Below are 17,064 nucleotides of genomic sequence, written 5' to 3' on the forward strand. Positions count from 1 at the left end.
CGCCAACAACGGTCTCGCCAACAACGGTCTCGCCAACAACGGTCTCGCCAACAACGGTCTCGCCAACAACGGTCTCGCCAACAACGGTCTCGTTAGGGGAAGCTTTGGCCGGAGCGGACTTGACCGAGGCGGTATCACCACCGACAGAAGCAGTCTCATCTTCCGGAGCACATCCCGCACCCAAGTTGACAAACAATCCCAAGGAGATGCCTATCGCCAAGATTTTATAGCCCTGATGCCGCATTCATTCCTCCTCTAAAAACTTCCCTGAAAAAGATCTTTAACCAACCTATGATCGTCAAACCGTATGAATTGTCAACAAAAAACCGCTTTCCCTCAGCGACCGGTTCCCAGGAGAACGGTCGGTACCGTCTTAAAAAGCAACTTGAGGTCGAGCATCAGCGACCACTTGTCGATATACTCCAGGTCCATGCGCATCCACTCCTCGAAGCTGATTTCGTTGCGGCCGCTCACCTGCCAGATGCACGTCAGACCCGGTTTCATGGAGAGGCGACGGCGCTGCCAGGGGGTGTACTCCCGAACCTCCGAAGGTAGCGGAGGCCGGGGGCCCACGAGACTCATCTCCCCCATCACCACGTTGATCAACTGGGGCAGTTCGTCCAGGCTGGTCTTGCGCAGAAATCTGCCGATTTTTGTCACCCGGGGGTCATTTTTCATTTTGAAGACCGGGCCGTCCATCTCGTTGGTTCCGGCCAGGTTCTTCTTCAGCTTTTCCGCATCCTGAACCATGGTGCGGAATTTATACATGTTGAAGACACGCCCGTTGAGACCGCTCCGCTCCTGGCGGAAGAAAACCGGGCCCTCGCTGCCCAGCCTGATCATCAGCGCAACCAACAGAAAGAGAGGCGAGAGAATAGCCAGACCGAGCAGGGCGGAAGCACGGTCGATAAACTCTTTGAACAACAACTCGACCCCTTTTCGAGGCGTGGAGGAAAGGGCCAGTGTCGGTATCCCGGCAAAGGGTTCAATGAAAACCGAAGCGATCTCCGGTTGGTACATGAGCTTCTGGAACTGCCAGTCCGGCAGGACCCGGACATTGACCCAGACCTCTTCGGCAAACCCGATGTGATCGAGTACATTGTCAATCAACCCCAGGGGCATGGCGAAGATGACTTCATCGACCGCCATGTTGAGCAAAACATCCTGGAAATCGTCCATGGACCCGATCACGGAAACGTCTTCGGTCACCTGCGTTCCGACCGCCCCGGGAGAGACCTCCAGGCAACCGACGACGCTGTATCCCAACTCCTCGGTGGCCAGCACGTAGCGGATCATGTCCTTGGCCCGCTCCCGGCTGCCGACCACGAGAATCTCCCTCTTGGACACACCTCGCTTCAGCTGGTGGGTGCGAATGACCCTTACCACCTCCCGGGAGATGACAAGGAGAACGACATTCAGAAGGAAAAAGACCCCCATCAGCAAACGGCTGACATCTTCCTCCTTCAGCAGGTAAAAGAGGACGACCACCCCTACGGTCCCCACGCCGACCCCTTTGACAATCCGAACCAGAACGTCATCGAAGCGTCTGCCCCGGCTCGGGTCGTAAAACCCGAAGAAATCGAATGAGATGGCGCAGCAGACCAAGGTGGCCAGAAGAACCAGGTAATAATTCGGATCAATGGAAAGACCGGACATATCGCCTAACCAGTGCCGCTTCATGTAGTAGGCGGCAACAAAAGCCAAGCCTGTCAATACAAGGTCGAGAGCGAGGTGTGCCCTCTTTTTCAAGGCAGCCTGATCTTTAACCATCCCTACCTCCGTATCTCGCGCCAGGAAAAACCCAATCCGAACGAGCCACACGACCATTAGAATTGCAGTCTTTTTCAGACACAACCGAGTCCCAACGGCATCCCCTGTGATCTTTTCGGCACAAGGAGCCTAAATATTAAGCGTCCGCACCCCGACCGCCCGCCTTTTCAGGGGCACGCCCTTGTCTAATTACCGCCACCGGCCTCCATGACCTGCGACTGAAAAGTGGCGTGAAAAAGCCCATCCCGATCGGCCAAAAGGCCGTCCCACTGCCCGGACTGGACCACTCGCCCCCGGTCAAGGACATGGATGGAGTCGGCGAAACGGACCGCGGAAAGCCTGTGGGAGATCAGCAAGACTGTCACCTTCCCCCGCAGTCCCTCCACCGCTCGCAGGACCTGGCTTTCGTTGACGCCGTCCAATGCGCTGGTCGCTTCATCAAGGATCAGAAGAGAGGGCTTGCGCAGCAGGGCCCGGGCGAGGGCCAGTCGCTGGCGTTCCCCCCCCGAAAACCTGCCGCCCCGGTCCTCGACGACCGTGTCGAGCCCCTCTGGCAGATCCCTTACGAATTTTTTTGCAGATGCCATGCCAAGAGCTTCCCATATCTGCTCCTCGCTGGCTTCCGGGCAGGCCCAAAGGAGGTTTCCGCGAATCGTGTCATTAAAAAGAAAGGCCTCCTGGGCCACATAGCCGACCTGACTGCGCCACCCCCGGAGCGTCTTTTTTGTCAGGGGTTGGCCGTCGATGAGAATCTGGCCCGCACTGGGGGTCAACAGGCCCATGACCAGATCGACCAGCGTGGTCTTGCCCGCACCGGAACGCCCGACAATGGCCACCACCTCTCCCGCGCCGATGTCCAGCTCCAGGTCAGCAAGGACAGCATCGCCGCCGTAGCCGAAGCTGACACCGGAAAGACGCAGGGAGCGCTGCAAAGGGACCGGGCCGGCCAGCTCGCCAAGAGACTCGGCGGCCTCCTCCAGCCGGGCCTGCATGTTCCCCACGACCTCAAAGGCGGGGAGAAAGTTGAGCAGGTTCTGGTACCCCTCCTGCAATCCCGAAAACCTCGGCATGATGCGGGAGAACAGAAGGACAAGAAGGATCATCTCCGCCGCAGGGACGACAAACACCTCGACGGCGAGGTAGACGATCACGGCAAGGACAAGGGCCGAAAGGGCCTTGAACCAGAAGGAGGTCGATGCCTGGTTGCGAACCGCCTGGCAGTGGCGCTCCCGCATCTGTTCGGCATGGCGGGAAAAAACCTCGACGTGCCGCCCCTCGGCACCGAAGCTTCTCGCCGTTTTCATCCCCCCGAGATGCTCGCTGAGAACGGCCTGCATTCCCGCGCCGGCCTCGGAGAGCTTCTCGCCGGTCTCCCAGGCCACCCTGTTCCTGTGCTTGAGCAGCAGGATCATGGCCAGTCCGCAGAGGCTGACCATGCCGGTCATTGCCGGAGAGAGCTGCAACGCCAGGCCGAGGTAAACGGCCGCCAGGACCAGCCCGGCCACCAGGTCGATGACGAAGTTGGCCACCGCGCCGCATCGCGAGACTTCGTAGGTCAGAAGAAAAGTCAGGTCAGAAGGACGCTGCCGGGAGAAGAAGAGCCAGTTGGCGCGGGAAACGGCCCTGTAGAGCCGCTCCTGCATCCGCAGGACATAAGTCGTCTGGAGCGCTGTGTCATTGATGTTCTGCCAGCGCAACAGCGCGGCCCGCCCGATGGTGAGCACGGTGCCCGCCACCAGGATGCTGACCAGGGTGGTCTCGAGCCCGAAAAAACCGAAGGCCCTTGCAACCAGGTCGATGATTTGACCGCCGCCGCCCTGCCCGGCTTCGATCCCGAATCCCTGCAGCAGTGGCAGCAGCATGACGAGACCGACCCCCTCGGTGAGGCCAACGGCAAAGAGCAGAACGATGCTGAAGAGAACCCGCCGCCCAGCGAACTGGAAGAGGGTCCACAGGTAGGTCTTCAGGGATGTGGGAGGTTTGCTCATCAGCATAAGAGAAGACTTGAGCTGCGGTTGACGGCCTCCCGTTAAAGGGTGCTTTCTATGTAGTCCTTGACATACTCAGTGATCGAAGGGTCGGGAAGAAAATCCAGTTCGAGGCAGGGCGTGGACGTGGCGGTGCGGATGCAGAAGTCGATGGCGTTCTGCATCCCCCCGGGGTGCCAGAAGGTGGGGAAACTCCGAAGGAGGAGCTGGTTTGTCGCTTCCTTGGGCGCGATGGGTCTGCACCTGTTTCCATCACCATGCATGATGAAGAAGATGGCGGCGATCGGAGCGCCCTTGTTTTTATGAATGTTGGCCGTGCCGTGCCAGGGGGTCCCGTAGGCCATCAGGGCGCCGTCCTCCTCCCGGACCAGAACCCGCTCGTCGGTCAACACCTCGGCGCTGCCCTCCTCAAGCCAGATCTGGGAGATGGTCGACTTGCCGGCGCCGGAGATACCTGCGAAGAGATAGCCCTTGCCGTCGAGAACGATGCAGGCCGAATGGAAGACCACCCCGACCCGGTTGATGTTGGCGTGGGCCATCAGGACCATCTCGGCCAGCGGGTAGCCGAGGGGATAGACCGTTCGCCGATCCTCCGTTTCGATAATGGTGCAGCGAGAGAAGCTTCGGTCCGTCCGCACGATCCGGTTGGGCACCGGCTCCTCGTCGTTCTGGAGGGCGATGGTGTAACCGCGCTGGTCCGGGTCTTCCCATACGGACCACAAACCTTCCGGGCCGGTGGAAAAGAGCTGCCGCATCCCGGTAAAATCGGGACTCGCCGGATCGGGATCGACGGCGAACACGATGTCCGGTTCGGCCGCAGGGGCGTCGACCGAAAAGCTCTCCAGGGCCGGGTGAACAAGGATCTCCCGGGGGGCCGGGTCGTACTCCAGGGCAAAGCGGATATTGCCGATGGCAAAGTGTCTTCGCGTCATTCCGTCTCTTTCATGGGTTCTCAACCGAGCAGGGCGCAGACCTTGCGGGAGAGGCCCGACAGCCAGCGGCGGCTTCTGAGCGTCGNACGCCGAAGGTGAAAATTGTACCCCCGCCCTTCGAGGCGGACGGCACGGCCGAGAACGCGCTCGTAGGGGACCGTCCCCCCGTCGCGAGCGCACAGGGCGTCGCCGCGGGTCACGATACCGCCCGGCCCGGCCCCGATGACCCGGTGAAGCAGGAGGTTCCCCGGGGCGACCTCGGTCAGGACGACGTCTCCGCGCCGCACCCGCCCGCCGAACCGCCGAACCGTCACCCGGTCGCCGTCGCAGATGAAGGGGGCCATGCTCTGGCCCTGCGCACGAAAGGCGATGCAGCCGCCGGGGGACACAACCTCCCGGAGCATCTCGGCAAAGTCCTTCTGGGTCAGAACAAGGTCACGCATTGGCACCCCGTGGAGGAAAACGCTCCGCTCCGGTGCGGCCGGTCAGGCCGACACATACCGTTCCTCTCGGCAGAGGGAAAGGGCAAACTCCCGCGGGCGAGGCGAAAGGGCCAATCAGCTTTTCGAGTTCCCCCGGCAGGCCTTGATGGGGCCGATCGGCGAACTCTTGGCGCCCTGGCAGGGATAGGCCGTATTATTCCCCCCGCCGGTTCCGGTCTTGCAACCCTCCAGAACCGCCTCCTCCATCACCAGTTTCACCTGCTCGAGTTCAGGCTTGCGATAGGCTTTTTTCATCACGCTCCTCCTCTTCAATGTTGCGATGTTCTTTACGGCTCTCCACTCTTTGGCCGAAGGGGCCCCGGGCCTGGTAGCCGAAGGCCTCGGCCTTGAGATGGGCGATCCGGCACATGTAATCGATCCGCGCCCCCTGGTCGCCCTCTTCGATATGAGCCATGGCCGGGCACTGGATGCACAGGTTGAAAATGTCGCACTTCCGGCAGGGGGACTCAAGAGGCCCCTTCTGGGCCAGGACTTCGGGGAAAAAATCCCCCCACCCCTCGGCGAACGTTCCGCGACGCAGGTCGAAGAGCTGCTGCTTCGCCATCATGCAGATGCCGAGCATCCCGTTGGGGTCGATGTGGAACATCGTCTGGCCGGCGCCGCAGTTGTACAGCGGGTCGGGATCGAGGGGAGCCCCCTGGAACTTGTCGGCCGACTTGCGATACTCCTCGACCCGGGCGGGGACGACGTAATCGAGCGCCACCACCTCTTCGGGCGAAAGCCTCACCGCCTCGGCCTCTCGCCCGCCGTCGAGGCGCAGGTTGAGAACCGACTCGAAGCGGAATTTCAGACCGAGCCCGGCCGCGAACTCGGCCATCTGGGCGACTTCGTGCCGGTTGAGGGTCATCGCGGCGGTCTTCAGCCCGAGGGGCACACCGCGCTCCCGCAGGAGAGAGATGCCGCGCATACAGCGGTCGAAGGAGCCGGGCACCCCCGTCACCCGCTCGAAGGTCTGGCGGGTCGCGCCGTAGATGGAAATCTCGACCTGCATGGGGAGGTACCTGCCCAGGTGGTCGGCGATTTCCGGGGAGATGGTCGTGCCGTTGGTATTGAGGGCGACCATCAGCCCCCGCTCTTTAGCGTAGGTGTAGATGTCGAGGAAGTCCTCGCGCACAAAGGGCTCGCCGCCGGTCAAAAGGAGCGACAGGCAACCCGCCTCAACCAGCTGATCGAGGACCCCCCGCAGCTCGGCGGCACTCAGCTCCTCGCGCCGGGCCGCCTCGTCACCGGCGGGCTCGTTGATGTAGCAGTGGGCGCAGCGCAGGTTGCAGCGGGCCGTCACCTCCATGCTGCCAAAGAGGGGGAGGCGCCCCCCCCCGGCCTTGGCAAAGAGGCGATCGGCGAATTCGCCGTAGGTAATGACCGAATATCCGCACGCCATATCAGACCGGTGTTATCGCCCCGACGCTTTCGAGTTGCTGCAGGAGCTCCAGCAGATCGGCTTCCGCCCGGGCGGGGTCCACCTCGAACTCGCTCACAATCTGCTCCCCGATCTCGGCTGCGGTGCGCTGTCCGTCGAGCAGTTGCCAGATCAGGGCTCCAACCTCGTTGAGATTGTAGATGCAGTCGACATCCTCGGACCTCCGGATAATCGGGACGAGGATGAACTCACCGGCCACTTCCCGGCCGACGAAAGACGGCTGCCGTGCAAAACGCACCTCAAGGCATTGGCTTTTTTTCATAACCTCTTACTTTTTAAGCAAATATTCAAGATAAGTTATTTCGAATAGTCGCATATCTGACCGGGGAAATCCACCTTTTTCCCATCCCGGGCAAAGGCACCTTTCCATCCCCCTGCCTCAAAAATTACAAATGCAAGCCCTGTACCAATCGGAACTCACAAGGCCCTGGGCAAAGGGCAGCGCCCACCATGCCCCCCCTTTCAACGGAAAAAAGCCCTTTCACTCCCCGCGCCCCCCCCTGACCCTGCCGATGAGCCCGGAGCCCAACTCCCGCAGCAGCCGCAAAGGGCGCAACAGGTAATGGAGAAAGAACAGACCTCCGGGCAGTTGCAGAGTGGGCAAGTCGGCTTCGGTCAGGGCGAAGGCAAAGCCGGCGCAGAGCCGAAGCCGGTCGGCGACGCATTCCTTGACCTTCAGGTTGAAGGCGAACCCCGCAAATTTGGACAGCGGCCGGCCGCCGTCTGCGTTGAGATTCTGCCACACCAGGGCCGCCAGGGCAACCGCCCGGCGGTCTCCTTCGGCCTTCGCCGCGACCTCCTTCGGAACCGGTGCGTCAAGAAGAGCCCCGGCCAATACCAGGCCCAGAAAAAGCCCTCGCCGGCAGCGAAGGTCATCGGCCAACGCCAGGACTTTCCCCCAGTCGAGGTCGGCATGGCGATTGAGAAGCGCAGCGACATCGCAGACCCATTTCAACTCCTCCCAGGCGTGAACCGTGCCGTGGGCGCAGAGATACAACAGCGCCTCTTCGGGGGGAAGCGAATTCAGCCCGGCGCTCTCCGGGCGGGCCTCGTGGGTGGCCCAGAATCGGCCCATGTCGAGGGCGAAGGTGTACTTGCTGCGAAAAAACAGCCAGTGGATCTCGACAAAAAAACCCCTCGTCGGGTGGGTCAGGTGCAGGTGATGGAAGAACTTGAGGCAGCGGTGATGCTGTTCCGGGGTGAGCGCGGCGAAGGGCAGGTAGCCCTCGGCGGCGAGGGACTCCACCGCCTCCCGGGCCCGGCCCCTGGGAACCAGGATGTCGAGATCACAGAACTCCCGCAAGGCGAGATCCCCGTAGAGGGCCTCGGTGAGGGCCGGCCCCTTGAAGGGGATGGCGGGAATCCCCCTGGCCCGGAACCGCTCCAGAATGCGGACCAGCTCCCCGGTCAGGAACAGGTTTCTGCGCGCGTTGCCCCGGAAATGCCTCTCCAGGCGCTTCAAAATCTCCTCCGGAACGACGCCCGGGGGAACCTCCTTGATGTGCCAGTAAAGAAGCGGCTGCAGGCCGTGTCGCCGTGCCGCCCGAAGCAGAAACGTCCAGTCGAGCTGCCGGCCGAGCAGAGCGCGAACCGCTTCGGCCGACTCCGGGCCGAGATCGGTCCGGGCACAGGCGAAAAGCAGCGCCAGTTCTGGCCTGGCGACTCTTTTCCAGTCGGCAGCGCGGCTCATATCACCCCCGAGACGGGCACCGCCGGACGCCGGCGGCCGCGCCGTACAAGCCACAAGGCCGCGGCCCCGAACAACACGCCCGAGGCGTCAATCAGCAGATCGAAAACCGCGGGCGAGCGCCCCTCGACAAAAAACTGAAGCATCTCGGTGGCCCCCGCCAACATGAGCGCATCGGTGAACAGGCTCGTTTTGCCCTGCCCCGGCCGGGCCAGTCGCAGGGCGACCGCCAGCACTCCGAAAAAAGCGAAATGGCCGAGCTTGCTGGTGACGTGCCGCGTCTTGAAGAGGGACTGCCATAATTCAGGCGCGTCGGAGGGTGCGGCGGGGGGACGGGGGGCGCTTTCCTTGTGGACCTGCACCTGCTGAGTGGTGACCGACAGATCGTCGAGAAAAGAAAACTTCATATCAGCGGGCATCAAGGTGCCTGCCAGAATGGCCGCTACGGCCAGGACGACCGCACCCCGCAGAAGGAGATTGCGGGCACCGGCAGCATAGGGTGCGAGGAGCCAGAGGAGGAAGGCCCCCCACAAGAAAAATGCCACGGCTCGGCAGGCCGCGAAAACCGGCTTCTCTGCCACCGGGCGCAGACTCAGGTCTTTGACCCACACGGTCCCCGTGGAGTGAAGCAACTGCACGGTGGCGACCATTTTCCTGGTCTCCCTGGAAACACGGAAAACCTTCGCGTATTCTTTCCACGGTCGGCTTCCCGTCAGACGAACGAGGTGGTGATCCACGGGCAGAGAGCGCCCGGCCGCGTCAAGGCTGCTCAAAACGAGGCGCGCCTTTTCCCATTCCTTTTCCCCGCCGACCACGTCCTCCGTCCGCAGGGCGCCTGCAAAGCGAAGCAGCGCGAAGCGGGCCGGGTCATCGATGGCCCGGGTCAGACGGGCGCTTGCAGCGCCATCCTCCAGGCGCAGGCGCGCCTCCCCCCCGGCAATCGCGATCGAACCGGCCGGCCCCTGCCCCTGCCACTGCGCCCATGGCCCGGAGAGTGCGGGGGCCGCCAGCAACTCCGGCCCCACGTTCTGGTAAGGCTCATAGCGAGCGATAAAGAGCACCGTGGACAGGGCCAGAAGGGAGAAAAGAACGACTTTCCATCTTGTTCTACTCTGCATACCGGCCATAAAACCATCTTCCGGGTGGGGCCGCCCTCTCAACCGCGGGAAGCCCAGAGGGCCTCGTAGGCGGCAAGAAGCTTGGGGGCCTCGTACTCCCATTCCAGCTCGTTGAGAACCCGGTTGCGGCCGAACTCGCCCATTCGGGCCCGCGCCTCCGGATCGTCCAGAAGCTGGACCGTCTTCTCCGCCAGGTCGATCTCGTCGTTCTTGCGGGCATACAGGGAGGCGTCCTGCGCGGAGAAGCGCCCCTCGGTAAGGTCGAACTGGACGACCGGCTTGCCCAGCGCCATGTATTCCATGATCTTGTTCATGGTCGACTTGTCGTTCATCTCGTTGGCGACATCGGGGTTGACGCAGACCTCGGCGGTGTTCAGCATTTCAAGAAGATCCTGGTCAGGCACGCGGCCGGTGAAGGTCACATAGTCGGCGACCCCGAGCTCCTCGGCGTAGCGCTTCATGGCTTCCAGGTCGGTCCCGCCGCCGACGAGACCGAAATGGATGTCTTCCCTCCCCATGACCTGAACGATGTGCTTGACCGCCCGAAGCAGGTAGTCGATCCCTTCCTGCGCCCCCATGACCCCCACATAGCCGACCAGGTATTTGCGCCCTTTTTTGAGAGCGGGTATCGCGGGGAGAATTTTCAGGCGGTCGAGCTTGGGGCCGCTGCGCACGACGAAGACCTTCTCCGGGTCCATCCCGCCGCGCTCGATGGCGATCTTCTTGTAGGACTCGTTGGTGGCAATCGAAACGTTCGCCGTCTTGAAGGTCCAACGCTCCCAGGCCAGCATCAGCTTGTAGAAAACGTCCCTCCTGCCGAATTTTGCCTCGTACAGTTCGGGGTTGATGTCGTGGTGGTCGAAAAGGAACTTTTTCCCGAAGAACAGTTTGAAAAATCCGCCGATGAGGAAAATGTTGTCCGGCGGGTTGCAGGCGTGGATGACATCGAACCCCGGCCCGAACAAGACCCTCCAGCAGATCACGAACTGCCAGAACAAGGCTGCGGAATACTCGACCAGGTAGCCCAAGGCGCCGCTGCCTTCGGTCGGCAGCCGGTAACGGTAGATGGGAATATCCTCGACGACCTCATACTTCTTCTCGTATCCCTTGCCGGTGGGACAGGCGATGCTGACTGAATAACCGGCATCCCTGAGGGTGGTCGCCTCCTGCCAGACCCTGCGGTCGAAGGGGGCGGGCAGATTTTCGATGATGATCAGGACCCGGCGGCCCTTACCAGCAGATGCCATCGTACTTGCCTTCCTCGCTGCGCCGGTCGCAGATGCGCACCAGGTCGACCACGACCTGCCCCTCCTCCGTCCGGTCGAGAACGTCCGCGAACTCGGCGGCGCCGTTGCCGACGACGATGGTTTCGGCATGAGCGAGCACCTCGTCCGCACTCTCGACCATCATCCCGGAGATGTGGGGGATATGGTTGAGAATATAGTCGCGGTTGGCCCCGACCAGCTTGGCCAGATTCACGTTGCGGTCATAGATCCGGATGTCGTACCCCTTTCCGAGCAACCGCTCGATCACCTCGACTATCGGGCTCTCCCGCAGGTCGTCGGTGCCGGCCTTGAAGCTGAATCCCAAGATCCCGACCTTCTTGCGGCCCTTCTCCATAACCATCTGCACGCCCCGCTCGACCTGAAGAACGTTGCTCGGCAGGATGGCACTGAGGATCGGCACCTGAAGGTCGAGGTCACTCGCCTTGTAGGTCAGGGCCCGCAGGTCCTTGGGCAGGCAGGAGCCGCCGAAGGCGAAGCCGGGCTTCAGGTAGTAAGGAGAGATGTTCAACTTGGTGTCCTGGCAGAAGATGTCCATCACCTTGTGGCTGTCGGTTCCGACCCGTTTGCAGATGTTGCCGATCTCGTTGGCAAAGCCGACCTTGAGAGCGTGCCAGACGTTGTCGACGTACTTGACCATCTCGGCCGTTTCGACCTCGGTGCGGATCATGGGGGCGTCCATCTTGGCGTAGATGGAGGCGACGAGTTCTCCGCTGAAACTGTCAGTCTCTCCGATGACCGTATTGGGAGGGTGATAGAAGTCGTAGACGGCGGTCCCCTCCCGCAGGAATTCGGGGTTGTTGCATACCCCGAAATCGACCCCGGCCTTTTTGCCCGAAGACTCTTCGAGGGTTGGAATGATGACTCCGCGCATCGTCCCCGGCAGAATGGTGCTGCGGATGACCACCACGTGCCGCCCGTCCTTTTCCTTGATCGCCTCGCCGATCTTCTCGCAGACACGGCGGATGTACTTCAGATCGAGGTTGCCGTTGAGCTGGCTCGGCGTCCCGACGCAGACAAAGGAGATGTCCGTTTCCATGACCGCATCGAAGGCGTTGGTGACCGCCTTCAGGCGCCCGGCGGCGACGGCACGGGCGATGAAGTCGCCAATGTCCTGTTCAATGATGGGCGTCTTGCCTTCGTTGATCAGGGCGACCTTGGCCTCTACCGGGTCCACGCCGACGACCTGATGCCCCTCGTTGGCCAGGCAGCCCGCCGAAACGGCCCCCACATACCCCATACCCAGAATGCTGATCTTCATATCCTTATCCCTCCTCTTTATGAATTGCGATTTCGGTCGTCACGCTCCGTGTGGTCCGATTGCGGCAATGGCCGACCAGCGTCGGGGCGGGTTCCTTTTTCCCGAGCGCCGGGGAATACCAGCCGAGGATCGGTTAATGGCTGCCTCGCTTGACCTCCCAGTCCCATCCCGGATCGACGGAAAGACTGAGGGTGTCCCGCGATGCCGATCTCGACGCAAGCCAGCGGCCGGCGGCGCCCTCCTCGAGGGTCACCTCGGGAGCGAAGTGAAAAAAGAGAGCCACATCCCGAGGCTGCGGGCCATCGATCTCGTCGAGGATCTGGACCTCTCTGGCCGAAGGGTCAAAAACGACCCGGCGCCGGTGGGTGACGTCGAAACGCCGGTATCCTGTGTGGTGCCCCTGAGCCCACTGCCCTCCTCCATCGTCGACGCCGCATCCGTCCAGGGCGGCGGCGGCGTGCTCCGTCCAGAGAAAGGGACCGCCGATCCGGGACTGGTCCTGGCCGTTGACCAGCAGGGTGTTGTGCGCCGAGGTGCCGCGAAAGTAATTTCGCCACGCCGGCTCGCTGTGGTAGGCATAGGTCCCCGGGTCAACCAGCCACCAGAGCCCCCCGACGGCAAGGCAGAAGCTCAGGGCGTCGGCGTGACCGTGAGCGGCGATCGACGGGTAGCCGAGCGGGCCGGCGTCAAAGACGAGGCGGCAGTCTGCATCCCCCATGACCGCGTATCCCCCGTTGGAATAAGCCCGGGGGAAGGTTGAAGCCCCGTCTTTCGCCACCGGGTGCCGCTCATTAGTTTGGAAGGCACCGGCGGCCAACCCGTACCAGAAGGCTTTCTGCGACGGCTCCCCGGTGGGTGCCGTCCCGCTCGCAAGGGTTTCGGCCGCCGCCAGGACGGGTCCGTAGGGATCCTGGGGCCAGCGTGGATCAAAGCGGGCAACGCAGCCGTCATCCGCATCCCCGATCTGGGGAGGGACTCCCCCTTCCGGAGTGATGGAGCGCAGAAAGCCGGCCATCGCCTCGATCCCCTCCAGAAACCCGGGCGAGAAGGGGGTCGCGGACCTCCTCCCCACGAGGGCGGCGAAAAGGAAGTACTCCAGCACCCAGAGGTGGTAGTAGGTCGCCTGCTCCCTGTTGACGCCGTCGGGGCAGACCTGCTTGAGAGCCTCCTGCTCGAGTTCCGCCTGGGCCATGCGCCCCCACTTTTCGCCCTGCGCCCCGAGGTCGAAGACCTGGGTCGCCGTCCACAACCCGGTCAACTCGCCGATCAGGTGGTTGTTGGCCGAGGAGTGCCGGGAGAGAAAATGGGCCACGAACCAGGCATGCTGGTAGATGCTCGCCCCGACTTCGCTGCCCTCCACGGCGCCGAAAAGGCCCTCCTCGCCGTCGCGCAGGGCGAAAAGGCTGTGCACGATCGCCCAGGAGATGAGCCGCAGCGCCGCCTCCAGGGCACTGCACCAGTGGATTCCGAGGCCGAAGGGGTTGTCCCTGATCCAGCCGCGGATCTGCTCGGCGACCGCATCCCGGTAGCTCTGATTGCCTGTGACGGCGTAGGCGACGGCGAGCGGAACGAGGTGCTGGTGCCGTCCCAGCTCCCAGAGGACCTTGACGTTGCCGACCAGAGCATCGTCCCGGTAATTGATCCCCTTGCCGAAGCTGTCCGCCGGGGCTGCGATCCCGCTGAGCGGGTCGTGGTGCCAGCGAACCGGCCTCCCGACGTCCACCGGGGCATGGCCGAAAAAATCGATCCGCCCCCCCTCCAGAAGGGCAAGGCCCGCCTCGTCGAGGGAGAAATACTCGTGCCAGCGCCGGACGGCTCCTTCCGCCGGAAAGAGCGCGAACTTCGGCCCCGCGGGCGTAGCCGGTTCGGGGCGCCACCCCCTTGCGATCTTTCGCCCTTCGCGGACCTGGCAGAGCGCCCGGTTCGCGCGGTGCGCGATTTCCCGCGCCCCCATGACGCGCAGGCGGTTTATCATCCAGGCGACGCGGTTCACGCCGTCACCCCGTATTGCCGGTGCCAGATCTCCAGGTTCAGAAGGGTCCAGAGGAGTTTCTCGTGATTCTGGCGCCCCTTGACGTGCTCGTCGAGAATGGCATTGAGCGCCTCCGGCCGGTAATAGAGGCGGGTCAGGGATCCCGGCCCGGTCAGGTGGTCGCAGAGATAGTCCCGCATCGGCCCCCGGAACCATTCGTTCACCGGCACCCGGAACCCGACCTTGGGGCGCTCCAGAATGCTCTCCGGCAGGATTCTCTTCATCGCCTCCCGGAGGATCCACTTGGTCTGGCGCCCGCGAACCCTGAAGCGGTCCGGAAGGGAGGAAGCGAACGCTGCCAGTTCGTGATCCATGAAGGGCATGCGCGCCTCCAGGGAGGCCGCCATGGTCATGCGGTCCCCCCGCTCGAGGAGGTTGTCCGGAAGCCAGCTCGTCTGGTCGAAATAGAGGATTCTGCGAAGGGCGCTGTTGCCGCTCTCCACGTCAAAAGGGGGACCGGAGAAGGCCGGATCCATCTTCGGGGAAGGCCGGAATGCGACCAACTGCTCCCGCTCCCGGTGCGAGAGAGCTCCGAACCAACGCGGAAGACGGTCATGGTCATGGTCCAGGCCAAGGTTGACGATCGCGGTCTTGGCCCGTCGGAACCTGTAGGGAAGGGCTTTGACCAGCGGTTCGAAAAGACGGTGGCGAATCCCCGCGGGCAGCAGCTGATAGGGGCGAACATAGCGCTCGAAAACGTGTTTCGGATACCCCCCCAGCACCTCGTCGCTCCCCTCCCCGGTCAGGACCATCTTCACGCTCTTGCGCGCCTCCCTGGCAAGGAGGTAGATCGGGATGTCGGAAGGTTCCGCAACGGGAGCGTCACGGAACCGGACCAGGGCCTCGAGTTCGTCCATCAGGTGGTCCTGGGAAACGACCAGCTCCTGGTGCTCGGTGCGGAACTCCCGGGCGATGAGGGCGGCATGGGAGAGTTCGCTGTACTGCTCTTCGCGGAACCCGACCGAAAAGGTCTTCACCGGAAGGTTGCTGTGGCGGGCCATCAGGGCGACGACCGCCGACGAGTCGATTCCGCCGGAGAGGAAGGCCCCGAAGGGAACGTCGCTGACCATGCGAATGGCGACCGATTCGTCCAGCTGATCGAGAAACGCCCCGACGGGATCGTCGCCGTGCGCCCCCTCCCTGCGGAGGTCACCGTCAGGGGGACGATAGAAGGTACGCTCTCTCAGTTTGCCGTCTTCCCAGACCGCCACGGTCCCGGGCGGGAGCTTGCGAATCCCCGCGAAGAGGGTGGCGGGCCCGGGGACGTAGCGGTAGGCGAGGTAGTCCCAGAGGGCGTCCCGATCAACGCCTGCCGACACCCCCGGGAAGGAGAGAATGGCCTTGATCTCCGAGGCAAAAAGGAGTTCTTCGCCGCGCTGGTGAACAAAGAGGGGCTTTTTGCCGAAACGGTCCCTGGCGAGAAGGAGCTTCTCGCGGTTGGCGTCCCAGATGGCAAAGGCGAACATCCCCCGCAGGTGATCGACGCAATCTTCGCCGTACTCTTCGTAGGCATGGACCACCGTCTCGGTATCCGAATTGGTGAGAAAACGATGCCCCCGTCCGATCAGGTCCTGGCGCAGGGAGGCGAAATTGTACACCTCCCCGTTGAAGACGATCTGGATGCTGCCGTCCTCGTTGCCGAGGGGCTGGTGGCCTCCGGCGAGGTCGATGATCGAAAGCCGGCGGTGAGCCAGGCCGATGGACGTTTCCCCGCTCCTGCTGGAGGCGTGAAAAAAGCCTTCATCGTCCGGACCCCGGTGTGCCAGGGTCCGTGCCATGGCCGAAAGCAGCTCTTCGTTTTTCCGATGCTCTTGCCCGCGAAGGGCAAATCCGGCAATACCGCACATTACAGCACCACTATCCTATGATTTCGGTGTACAGACGGGAGAACTGGCCTGACAAGCGGTCAAGAGAGTACATTTCCTCGGCCCGCGCCCTGCACGCCGCGGACATCTGCCGCATTCTCTCCCGGTCGCCGATCATCTCCTTGATCGCCTCGGCAAGGGCCTTCGCGTCGCGGAGAGGAACGAAAACCCCGTGCCGGCCCTCCTCGACAACGTCCGGGATCCCTCCGACGGCTGTCGTCACGACCGGTGTACCCGAGGCGAGGCTCTCCAAAACCGCATAGGGCAGCCCCTCGTGGTAGGTCGGGAAGAGGAAAAGTTCGGCCTCCTCCCAGAAGGCCTGTTTCAGCTCATCGAAGACGGGCCCGGCAAAGGTGACAAAGGGTTCCAGGCCGCGGTCGGCCACGAGCCGCTTCAGGCTCGGTTCATCGGGGCCGCTTCCGGCAAGGGTGACCCTGACCGTTTCGATCATCTCCTCATTGACCAGCATGTCAAGCGCATCGAGAATTTCGTGTACGCCCTTGTCCCGGGTCAGACGTCCGATATACACGGCAGAGATCTGTTTGTTGGGGAATGTCTTTTCCGGACAATTTTCGAAATAACGAAGATCGACGGCGTTGGGAATCAGCAGAACCCGCTCCAGGGCAACAAATCTCGAGTAGGCCTCCTTTTCGATCTCCGCCAGGAGGACCACCGCATCGCTCTTTCTCAATATCCATTTCAAAAAAAGGGTCAAAATCCCATTGCCGGCAAAGAAATCTTCCGGGAGTTTGCCCCCGTGGACCTGGAAAACGACCCTTTTCTTAAGCGCCTTGGCGATGAGCAGATAGACGACATCCCTCCAGAACGCTTTTGGGTTGAGGGAGGTGTTCAGGTGGACGACCTCGACCTGCGACCTGATCAATTCCCGGCAGAAGAGAAAGGGGCTGGAAAACAGCCTGAAGACTTTGATTGCAGCGGTTTCGTCCCGCCCCTCGCTGCCGACCTGAAAGTGACCCAGGCGGAAATCCTCTCCCAGCCGGGACTGCAGGAGCAGGTTGAGGTGGGTAGAAACCCCGCTGACGGCCCCGAGAGAGGGCCCGAGAAGAAGAATGTGATGTTTATTTATAGGGTCCATGCTGGTGTCAGCCAAAATCCCGGGAAAAACGTCATGGGCCATAGGTGGAGAGGATTTCCCGATAAACGCTTTCCTGGTGGAAAGCATCGCGGATATACGCTCTCAGCTC

15 protein-coding genes and 1 pseudogene are annotated in these 17,064 nt (G+C 62.4%); 1 reads left to right on the forward strand and 15 read right to left on the reverse strand.

Features of this window, described 5'->3' with window-relative positions; all coding sequences use genetic code 11:
* The 15 genes and pseudogenes from C0617_RS07485 to C0617_RS07550 form a co-directional block, all read right to left on the reverse strand.
* On the reverse strand, positions 1 to 244 hold a 244-nt coding region (locus C0617_RS07485; RefSeq protein ID WP_291316398.1), incomplete at its 3' end, for a hypothetical protein.
* A 92-nt stretch (positions 245 to 336) separates the two neighbouring features.
* Positions 337 to 1,770, reverse strand: coding sequence for a sugar transferase (locus tag C0617_RS07490; protein ID WP_291316399.1), 1,434 nt, complete (start codon positions 1,768 to 1,770; stop codon positions 337 to 339).
* A 185-nt stretch (positions 1,771 to 1,955) separates the two neighbouring features.
* Positions 1,956 to 3,764 carry an ABC transporter ATP-binding protein gene (locus tag C0617_RS07495; protein ID WP_291316400.1) on the reverse strand — a complete coding sequence of 603 codons (1,809 nt, stop codon included), beginning with the start codon at positions 3,762 to 3,764 and terminating at the stop codon, positions 1,956 to 1,958.
* Between the two features lie 35 nt (positions 3,765 to 3,799).
* Positions 3,800 to 4,690: a hypothetical protein gene (locus C0617_RS07500; RefSeq protein ID WP_291316401.1), complete on the reverse strand. Its 891-nt coding sequence runs from the start codon at positions 4,688 to 4,690 to the stop codon at positions 3,800 to 3,802.
* 86 nt (positions 4,691 to 4,776) lie between these two features.
* A pseudogene (locus C0617_RS17075) lies at positions 4,777 to 5,133 on the reverse strand (S24/S26 family peptidase); the annotation flags it as partial.
* A gap of 114 nt (positions 5,134 to 5,247) precedes the next feature.
* A complete protein-coding gene (locus C0617_RS07505) occupies positions 5,248 to 5,427 on the reverse strand; it encodes a hypothetical protein (protein WP_291316402.1) in 180 nt (59 codons plus the stop codon).
* Positions 5,402 to 6,574, reverse strand: a complete 1,173-nt coding sequence (locus tag C0617_RS07510; protein WP_291316403.1) for a radical SAM protein — start codon at positions 6,572 to 6,574, stop codon at positions 5,402 to 5,404. Before C0617_RS07510 ends, C0617_RS07505 begins: the two co-directional genes overlap by 26 nt.
* Position 6,575: 1 nt before the next feature.
* Positions 6,576 to 6,875, reverse strand: coding sequence for a PqqD family protein (locus tag C0617_RS07515; protein ID WP_291316404.1), 300 nt, complete (start codon positions 6,873 to 6,875; stop codon positions 6,576 to 6,578).
* Positions 6,876 to 7,094: 219 nt separating this feature from the next.
* The gene (locus tag C0617_RS07520) at positions 7,095 to 8,303 is read right to left on the reverse strand and encodes a nucleotidyltransferase family protein (protein ID WP_291316405.1); all 1,209 of its coding nucleotides are present in this window, start codon (positions 8,301 to 8,303) and stop codon (positions 7,095 to 7,097) included.
* Positions 8,300 to 9,427, reverse strand: a complete 1,128-nt coding sequence (locus C0617_RS07525) for a VanZ family protein (protein ID WP_291316406.1) — start codon at positions 9,425 to 9,427, stop codon at positions 8,300 to 8,302. Before C0617_RS07525 ends, C0617_RS07520 begins: the two co-directional genes overlap by 4 nt.
* A gap of 29 nt (positions 9,428 to 9,456) precedes the next feature.
* Positions 9,457 to 10,665: a glycosyltransferase family 4 protein gene (locus tag C0617_RS07530; RefSeq protein WP_291316407.1), complete on the reverse strand. Its 1,209-nt coding sequence runs from the start codon at positions 10,663 to 10,665 to the stop codon at positions 9,457 to 9,459.
* Positions 10,649 to 11,962, reverse strand: coding sequence for a UDP-glucose/GDP-mannose dehydrogenase family protein (locus tag C0617_RS07535; protein WP_291316408.1), 1,314 nt, complete (start codon positions 11,960 to 11,962; stop codon positions 10,649 to 10,651). The genes C0617_RS07530 and C0617_RS07535 overlap by 17 nt, the downstream gene beginning before the upstream one ends.
* 133 nt (positions 11,963 to 12,095) lie before the next feature.
* Positions 12,096 to 13,955 (reverse strand): alginate lyase family protein, encoded by a 1,860-nt coding sequence (locus tag C0617_RS07540; RefSeq protein ID WP_291316409.1) that lies wholly within the window; start codon positions 13,953 to 13,955, stop codon positions 12,096 to 12,098.
* Positions 13,952 to 15,841 (reverse strand): asparagine synthase (glutamine-hydrolyzing), encoded by a 1,890-nt coding sequence (asnB, locus tag C0617_RS07545; RefSeq protein WP_291316410.1) that lies wholly within the window; start codon positions 15,839 to 15,841, stop codon positions 13,952 to 13,954. The genes C0617_RS07540 and asnB overlap by 4 nt, the downstream gene beginning before the upstream one ends.
* Positions 15,842 to 15,851: 10 nt before the next feature.
* Positions 15,852 to 16,742, reverse strand: a complete 891-nt coding sequence (locus C0617_RS07550; RefSeq protein ID WP_365889042.1) for a glycosyltransferase family 4 protein — start codon at positions 16,740 to 16,742, stop codon at positions 15,852 to 15,854.
* Here C0617_RS07550 and C0617_RS07555 point away from each other — a divergent pair.
* On the forward strand, positions 16,713 to 17,064 hold a 352-nt coding region (locus C0617_RS07555), incomplete at its 3' end, for a hypothetical protein (protein WP_365889044.1). The two genes, C0617_RS07550 and C0617_RS07555, sit on opposite strands and share 30 nt — an antisense overlap.

Origin of the sequence: Desulfuromonas sp., from assembly GCF_002868845.1 — a bacterium.
Lineage (GTDB): Bacteria > Desulfobacterota > Desulfuromonadia > Desulfuromonadales > BM501 > BM501.

Coding starts and splice junctions, on each gene's coding strand:
- asnB (WP_291316410.1), bottom strand. CDS start 15,841: ATGTGCGGTATTGCCGGATTTGCCCTTCGCGGGCAAGAGCATCGGAAA.
- C0617_RS07520 (WP_291316405.1), bottom strand. CDS start 8,303: ATGAGCCGCGCTGCCGACTGGAAAAGAGTCGCCAGGCCAGAACTGGCG.
- C0617_RS07510 (WP_291316403.1), bottom strand. CDS start 6,574: ATGGCGTGCGGATATTCGGTCATTACCTACGGCGAATTCGCCGATCGC.
- C0617_RS07535 (WP_291316408.1), bottom strand. CDS start 11,962: ATGAAGATCAGCATTCTGGGTATGGGGTATGTGGGGGCCGTTTCGGCG.
- C0617_RS07505 (WP_291316402.1), bottom strand. CDS start 5,427: ATGAAAAAAGCCTATCGCAAGCCTGAACTCGAGCAGGTGAAACTGGTG.
- C0617_RS07490 (WP_291316399.1), bottom strand. CDS start 1,770: ATGGTTAAAGATCAGGCTGCCTTGAAAAAGAGGGCACACCTCGCTCTC.
- C0617_RS07530 (WP_291316407.1), bottom strand. CDS start 10,665: ATGGCATCTGCTGGTAAGGGCCGCCGGGTCCTGATCATCATCGAAAAT.
- C0617_RS07515 (WP_291316404.1), bottom strand. CDS start 6,875: ATGAAAAAAAGCCAATGCCTTGAGGTGCGTTTTGCACGGCAGCCGTCT.
- C0617_RS07525 (WP_291316406.1), bottom strand. CDS start 9,427: ATGGCCGGTATGCAGAGTAGAACAAGATGGAAAGTCGTTCTTTTCTCC.
- C0617_RS07500 (WP_291316401.1), bottom strand. CDS start 4,690: ATGACGCGAAGACACTTTGCCATCGGCAATATCCGCTTTGCCCTGGAG.
- C0617_RS07495 (WP_291316400.1), bottom strand. CDS start 3,764: ATGCTGATGAGCAAACCTCCCACATCCCTGAAGACCTACCTGTGGACC.